Annotated in this window: 5 protein-coding genes; 1 reads left to right on the top strand and 4 read right to left on the bottom strand. The window is 61.8% G+C overall.

Annotated features, from left to right (window positions below):
- Positions 1-109: 109 nt before the first annotated feature.
- From CKO23_RS23135 to CKO23_RS23120, 4 genes are all read right to left on the bottom strand, one after another.
- Entirely contained in the window at positions 110-736 is a 627-nt protein-coding gene (locus CKO23_RS23135) for a queuosine precursor transporter (protein WP_200335626.1), read from the bottom strand.
- Between the two features lie 90 nt (positions 737-826).
- On the bottom strand, positions 827-1,390 hold the full coding sequence (gene dcd, locus CKO23_RS23130) for a dCTP deaminase (RefSeq protein WP_200335625.1): 564 nt from the start codon (positions 1,388-1,390) through the stop codon (positions 827-829).
- Positions 1,391-1,631: 241 nt separating this feature from the next.
- Entirely contained in the window at positions 1,632-2,723 is a 1,092-nt protein-coding gene (gene apbC / locus CKO23_RS23125) for an iron-sulfur cluster carrier protein ApbC (protein WP_200335624.1), read from the bottom strand.
- 411 nt (positions 2,724-3,134) lie between these two features.
- Positions 3,135-4,904, bottom strand: coding sequence for an SLC13 family permease (locus tag CKO23_RS23120; RefSeq protein WP_200335623.1), 1,770 nt, complete (start codon positions 4,902-4,904; stop codon positions 3,135-3,137).
- A 646-nt stretch (positions 4,905-5,550) separates the two neighbouring features.
- Between CKO23_RS23120 and CKO23_RS23115 the strand changes: the two genes are divergently transcribed.
- Entirely contained in the window at positions 5,551-6,999 is a 1,449-nt protein-coding gene (locus tag CKO23_RS23115; RefSeq protein ID WP_200335622.1) for an MraY family glycosyltransferase, read from the top strand.
- Positions 7,000-7,796 lie beyond the last annotated feature (797 nt).

Genomic DNA, 7,796 nt, shown 5'->3' with positions numbered 1-7,796 from the left:
AAGCGTTAATACCTCGGAATTTTTATCAAGCTTGCGCGGCTCGTTCCAGTATTTTTCTAATGTCCATTGGCATCCGAAAGCCGGGGACGCGTGAAGCGGCCGAAAACAGCTAATTTCGACAGGCTAGGTCCATCGGCCACTTCTGAGGTCCGAGCACGAAGGCGATGTAGAGCACCACGAAGCTATCGATCAACTGCGACACCAAGGTCGAGCCCGTCGCGCGCGCCCAGACGAACCGCTCGCCCGTGACTCGGCGGATGCGGTGAAAGATAGTGACGTCGACGAGCTGACCGATGAGAAAGGCGATCACCGACCCCGCGATGATCCACATACCCTGGCCGAAGATGACGCTGAAGGCCGCCTGCATGTCCGGCACCCCACGCTCGGCCTGGATGCCGACCCACCAGCTCGCGGGCGCCAGCTGAATGGCGACATAGGCGAAGACGAAGGCGTAGACGATGAGGCCGACCGCCATGTAGGAGAGCAGGCGGACACCGCGACGGCCGAAGTACTCGTTGATGATGTCCGTCATCACGAACACCACGGGCCAGAGCAGCACGCCCGCGGTGAAACTCAGCGAACCGGTCTGACCGAAGAGCTGCCAGTCGAAGGGCTTCAGACCCAGGGTATCCTCGAGCGCGAAGATCTTGACGCCGAGAAACTCCGCAATGAGCGCATTGCAGACGAAGAAGCCGCCGAGGATGACGAACAGCTTGGTCGAACGATCGAAGATCATGAGCAGTGCCGCGTCTGTCCCTTGCTGTCAGCCCGAGCTTGAAGTTCGTCGATTCTCGCCGGAAACACGCCCCCAGAATCGGCGTCTGCCTCAGGACTTCGGCAAGGTTACACCGCGCTGGCCTTGGTACTTCCCACCGCGATCCTTGTAAGAGGTCTCGCAGACCTCGTCCGATTCGAGAAAGAGGATCTGCGCGACGCCTTCATTGGCATAGATCTTCGCCGGCAGTGGCGTGGTATTGGAGAATTCCAGGGTCACATGCCCTTCCCATTCCGGCTCCAGCGGCGTCACGTTGACGATGATACCGCAGCGGGCATAGGTGCTCTTGCCCAGGCAGATGGTCAAGACGTTACGCGGGATCCGCAGGTACTCGACGGTGCGCGCCAGGGCGAAGGAGTTGGGCGGAATGATGCAGACGGCGGACTTGAGATCGACGAAGCTGTTGGAGTCGAAGTTCTTCGGGTCGACGATGGCCGAGTTGATGTTGGTGAAAATCTTGAATTCGTCGGCGCAGCGCACGTCGTAGCCATAGCTCGACGTGCCGTAGGAAATCACGCGCCCGCCATTGCCCTCGCGGACCTGGGAGGGCTCGAACGGGTCGATCATCCCGTCCGCGGCCATACGGCGGATCCAGAGATCGGACTTGATGGCCATGACGGCATCCTCGAGACTGAAAAAGCGCACAAGATTAACGTGCATTCCCCGACTGTGAAAGTCAGCCACGCCTCCCCAACCGTCTCGAGCTGACACCGATCGAGGAAACACGCTTGGCGAGGTCACGGAGGCGAAACGCCCGAATGGCCCAGAAACGGGATCACAAGGCGGCTGCGCGAGGATTGGCATCGCCCGAGACCGGTCGGCACGGCGGAGAAGCGTGCCGACCGACGGCGGATCCTCAGTTGTTCTGGATGACGATCCGCGGGAACTTCGCCGCGTAGTCCTTGGCCTGTAGGGACAGTTTGGCGGCCGTCTTGCGGGCGATCTCGCGATAGATCTCGGTCGCGCGTGACTCGGGCTGGGCGACGACGCTGGGTTTGCCGTTGTCGGTCTCCTCGCGGATATGGATATCCAGAGGCAAAGAGCCCAGCAGATCGATCCCATATTGCTCGGACATGGCGGTCCCGCCACCCTGCCCGAAGATGTGCTCTTCATGCCCACACTTGGAGCAGATGTGGGTGCTCATGTTCTCGACGATGCCCAGCACCGGCACTTCGACCTTCTGGAACATCTTGAGGCCCTTGCGGGCGTCCAGCAGGGCGATGTCTTGCGGCGTGGTGACGATGATGGCGCCCGAGACGGGGACCTTCTGGGCCAGCGTCAGCTGGGTGTCGCCGGTGCCCGGCGGCAGGTCGATGACCAGGTAGTCCAGATCGGACCAATTGGTGTCGTTCAGCAGCTGCTCCAGCGCCTGCGTCACCATGGGTCCGCGCCAGATCATGGGCGTTTCTTCATCGATGAGAAAACCGATCGACATGGCCTGGAGGTCATAACTGCTCATGGGCTCCAGGGTCTTGCCGTCGTTGGATTCCGGCTTGCCATGGATCCCCAACATCCGCGGCTGAGACGGCCCGTAGATATCCGCATCCAAGATGCCGACACGCGCACCCTCGGCCGCTAGGGCAAGCGCCAGGTTGACTGCGGTGGTCGACTTGCCCACGCCGCCCTTGCCAGAGGCGACGGCGATGATGTTCTTGACGTTGTCGATCGGCTTGAGGGACTTCTGGACGGAGTGCGCCCGGATCTCCCAGCCAACCTGCACCTCCACGCTGCCCACACCGGCAACGCCGCTGACCTTCGCCTTCACGGCCTCGGCAATGGCCTCCTGCGCACCTTTGGCGGGGAAGCCCAGCGAGACCTCGACCTTGACCCGATCGCCGTCGATGGTGATGTCCTTGATGGCATGGGCAGACACCAAATCTCGGCCCAGATTGGGCTCTACGTAGGCCTTGATGGCGGCTTCGATCGCTTCTTTCGTCGGTTGGGACATGGATGGCTCCGTTGTCTGATGTCGGCTCCGCCTATTGCGGAGCACGTCGGTATCTGGTTGTTGTCGTGGGCATGAGAGGCCGCGTCGCCCTATCGCCATTAGCCGCTTCGCACCCATCGCGAGGCGAAGTTCGGCGGCATCGAGCGGCGCTCGCGCGAAACAGCGTCGCCCGCGAGCGGAGGGTGGGACTCTAAGTCGCCGGGGGCTCCGATCGAACGCGTGGCTGCTAGCTTGGTATTAGTGGATGCTAATTCAAGCAGTCCCGTCCGGCGAGGCGCGCCCGCGGCATCCTCGGCCTCGCGATCGCACGGGGATTGTGAAGGTTCGGCAATCGACTCGCGACGACGTTCGTCAAATCCAGACAGCGCGCGCCAAAACTCGCCGCAACGGCCAAGCCGATTCTAAAGGATCTCAGAAACCCCAAACCAGCGGCGCCAAGCCGATGGTGATCAACGCCATGGTGATGTTGAGCGGAATCCCGACCTTAAAGTAGTCGCTGAACCGATACCCGCCCGGTCCGTAGACCATGAGGTTGGTCTGATAGCCGATCGGGGTCGAGAAGCTGGCCGAGGCGGCCATCATGATCGCGATCGCGAAGGGCATGAAGTTCACATCGAGCGCCTGACTGGTCGAGAGTGCGATGGGAAACATGAGGACCGCGGCGGCGTTGTTGGTGATGAGTTCGGTGAAGAACATGGTGAGCAGGTAGACGACGGCGAGCGAAACCCATGGCTGGGACTGGGCAAGCGCGATGACCTCCGCGGCGATGAAGCCGGCCGCACCCGTCTTCTGCAAGGACAGACCCAGGGCAAAGGAGGCCGCGATGGCGATGAGCACCTTCCAGTCGACGGCAGCGCGCGCCACCGCGCTGTTGATGCAGCGCGTCACCAGCATGAGACCGGCGGCGACCATGGCGGCCTGGAGCATCGGCAACCATTCCAAGGTCACGGCCAAGACCATGGCGACCAGAATCGTGATGGCCATCAGAGCACGATTCTGGCGCAGCGGACGGGAATCCGGCACCTGGCTGACCAGGAAGAAATCACGCGAATTGTGCTGGCGTTCGGCGAAACCCGGATCGGCCTCGATGAGCAGTGTGTCGCCGGGCTTGAGCACGATGTCGCCGATCTTTCGCTCGATGCGTTCGCCGTTTCTCCCCACGGCAATCACGGCCGCATTGTAATGACTGCGAAAGCGGCCCTCGCGAATGCTCTTACCCAAGAGCGGACAGCTATCGGACACCACGGCCTCCATGAGACAGCGCTCCGGGCGCGGCACCTCGAGCTTGAAGACCTGGTCGCTCGCCGGCACCAGCCCCCGGAAGCGCTGCAGATCGACGATCGAATCGACCACGCCCACGAACACCAGCTGATCGTTGGCCTGCAGCCTCTGGTGTGGCGCAATCGCGGGCAGGATGTCGCCGTCGCGCTGGATCTCGAGCAGGTACATGCCGGGCAGGTGTCGCAGCCCGGCCGCCTCGATAGTCTTGCCGGCCAAGGGGCTGGCCGGCTCGACCAGCATCTCGACGGTATACTCGCGCGGATCGTCCAGATCGCTCATCACCGGCTTGCGGTCCGGCAGCAGCCAACGCCCAAGCGAGATCAGATAGAGAAAGCCAATGAGGGCGCACGGCAGCGCCACCCAGGCGATTTCGAACATCCCCAGCGTCGGCAAGCCGGCGTCCTTGGTCATGAGCCCGTTGACGACCAGATTGGTGCTGGTGCCGATCAGCGTGCAGGTGCCCCCCAGAATAGCGGCATAGCTGAGCGGGATCAGCAGCTTGGAGATCGGCAGCCGGTTGCGATGCGCCCACTCGTTGACCGCCGGCAGGAACATCGCCACGACCGGGGTATTGTTGAGGAAGGCGCTCAAGCCCATGACGGGCGCCATGAGGCGCACCTGTGCACGCGCGAGCGTCTTCGGACGTCCGAGCACACTCTGGACCAGCCAGGCGATGGCACCGGTCTCACGCAGGCCCGCCGCGACGATATAGAGGATGCCCACCGTGACCATGCCCTCGTTCGACAGCCCGCGCAGCGCATCTTCCGGGGTCAGCACGCCCGCGAGCAGCAGGATCACCACGCCGCCCACCAGCGCGACGTCTGCCGCAACCTTGGTCAGCACCAGGGACCCGATGACGAGAACCACCACCCCGACGCAAAGCCAGGCTTCCCAAGTCATCGCCATCCTCGCCGAGTAAAGACGCAAGCCATCAATCATCACCTTTCAAGACGACACACCGAAACCACGAGGACATCGCGCCCGCACAGAAGTCTGCCACAGAAGCTGGGTCGAATGGCGGCCGCAGCGGCACGGCCACAGAAGGGCATGGACGCGAAGGACGGACATATCGACAATAGACGCAACGTTCGTCGGGGAAACCTTGACGACCCGCTCAACGAGTGCATATGGCTCGGCCTGGCGAGCCGCTTGATTCGAGCGAGCCGCCCGAGCGCTTGCGCCAACCTTGCCGCGAATACGTTGCGCGCTGAGCCGTTGGCAGCGAACCAGCATTCAACCTGTTCCGCACTCTACTAAGCGAAGCGAAACCCTTGGCTCGTGCTTCTGACTCAGAACGCCCGATTGGCTCCGAAGATCACGTCGATCCGTTGATTCGTCGCGCCCGACACGCACCTACCCGACGCTAATGCAAGCCATCTACATCCTTCTGCTAGCCCTTTTCCTTTCCATGCTGTTGATTCCGCCGCTGAAGAGAATCGCTGGCCCGCTGCGTCTAACCGACCTGCCAAGCCCACGCAAGGTGCACCACCGAGCCCTTCCCAGGACGGGCGGAATTGCGATCGCTGCCGGGACCGTCATACCCGTCATGGTCTTCGTCCCTCTCGACCAGGAGGTCTCCGCCTTCCTAGCCGCGGCCGCCATCCTCTTCCTGTTCGGTCTGCTCGACGACAGATTCAACCTCGACTACAGGCTCAAACTGCTGGGACAGGTCATCGCTGCGCTCGTGGTCGTGGTTGAGGGCGGCGTGTCGATTCAAGAACTCCCCTTCCTCGACGTCTGGTCGCTTCCGGCTGCCATCTCGATTCCCCTGACCCTTCTCTTCCTTGTGGGAATCACGAACGCGGTGAATCTATCGGATGGACTGGACGGCTTGGCCGGAGGCATCAGTGTGCTTGGACTCGGATGCCTGGCCGCCTTCGCCTATCAGAACGGCGACAGGGCGGCATTTTCGATCGCGATCGCGATGATCGGCGCGACCTTCGGCTTCTTGCGGTACAACAGCAATCCGGCCCAAATCTTCATGGGCGACAGCGGGAGTCAATTCCTCGGATTCGGCACCGGCGTGCTCGCAATCAGGATTACACAGAGCCCCGACTCGGCGCTCGGCGTTCTGGTTCCCCTATTGATCCTCGGTATTCCGATCCTCGACACCCTGAGCGTCATGGTCAAACGCGTCGCCGCGGGGCGCTCTCCCTTCTCGGCGGACCGCCTTCACCTCCATCACCGGCTGCTGAGCCTCGGTCTGACGCAGAGCCAGGCCGTCACCCTCGTCTACCTGGCCCAGCTGGTGGCGGTCGCACTCGCCTATGTGATGCGCTATAGCGCGGACGCCGCGGTGCTCTCGGTCTACCTAGTCTTCTGCGCCATCGTCCTGCTCGGGCTGCATGCCTTGGGCACACGGCAGGCAGCGGCGCTTGGTCGGGATCCCCGTCTGAGGTCGCCCAGTCACACCCGACTCCTGATGCTGATCGAGACGCACTCCAAACGCGTCCTGACATCATCACACCGGGCACTGTCAGCCCTCGTATCCGTGGTGCTGGTCATCGGGGCCTTTCTCTCCGCCGACGTCAGTCTCGATGTCGCCGAGATGGCCTTCGGACTCTTGGTCTTGAGTCTGCTGACAACCTTCGTCACCCCCATCGCTGGGGCCACGATCGAGCGGGTCGTCCTCTATGCGACCTGCGTCATGGTCGTTTCCTTAGCCACGCCCCACGCCGAAGCCCTTGTCGGCACGAACGTCCTGACAGCCGTCTTCGCCGCCGTGGCGCTCCTCACCGGAGTCTGGCTGCGGACCACCGACACGGACTTTCGTGCCAACTCGCTGGACATGCTGATCCTCATCGTCGCCGTTTCAGTGCCACTCCTCTCCGAGGCGCTGGCACAGAACATCGGCTTTCTTGTCCTGGAGTCAGTGGTCCTTTTTTATGCCGTGGAGGTGATTTTGGCGAAAGACCACCATCGCTGGGGGCTGCTGAGGACGGGAACCTTGATCGCCCTGGGGATCCTGGCAATGAAAGGTTTTAAGGCCCTTTAGTTTCCAGTATCCTCGTTCAGTTTTCAGTATCCCTAGATCGAGTTGCGGCATCAGTTGAATCGCGGGATCAGTTGATTTGCAAGACTGGTGAATTTCAAGGTCTGTTGAAAATTGGGCGTCGATCATCCTTCGGACCAGTCGTCTTCGTTAGGGTGGACAAGCGCGGCGCAGTCCACCAACAACGGCGCGGGGTTCGGTGGACTTCGCTCTCGCTCGTCCACCCTACCGGTCCAACCGATGACCAAGGCCGAAAATTGACTCTTCAGCTCGTCGGCGACCCATGCCCTCAAGGGCGGCGACAGGGCGCAATATGGATGCCTGCGGAGCAGACGCGTAAGAAGGGTTTCGGAATCCGGTTCCGCGGGCACGGACGGAAGCGCGAACCTTCGGTAACAGAGGGGCTCCCAGAGCGGAACGCAAGGCCGCAACGAGCGACATCCCACACCTGCACACCGGATGTCGTTAGGATCTGGGTAGAGTAAGAGACGTGGCTCTGCCCAGAATCTTCGTCCAGCGCCGACCAAAGACTCCAGCCGAAACATCGCTTGGCGGAACGAGAGACCCGCTCGCAGTCTGCCGCTGATCATTCGATAGCAACGACGAAGGCCAAACAGTGGAAGAACAGGCTCAAAATCTCGACGACTATATCCAGATCTGGGGTCTCCACTTAACCGGAGTAAACTCCAAGGGTGACTTACCCTCATGCTGGCGTTGATTATCCGCGGACTGCGGGCGAGTTCCAGTCCTGGTTTCGCACCGATGCGGACTGCCTCGACTACCTGGAGTGGCTCCGGTGG

The sequence above is a fragment of the Thiocystis violacea genome (assembly GCF_016583565.1).
GTDB classification, from domain to species: domain Bacteria; phylum Pseudomonadota; class Gammaproteobacteria; order Chromatiales; family Chromatiaceae; genus Thiorhodococcus; species Thiorhodococcus violaceus_A.
Note: the sequence above shows the minus strand (reverse complement) of the source record. Positions and strands in the feature narration are given on the sequence as shown.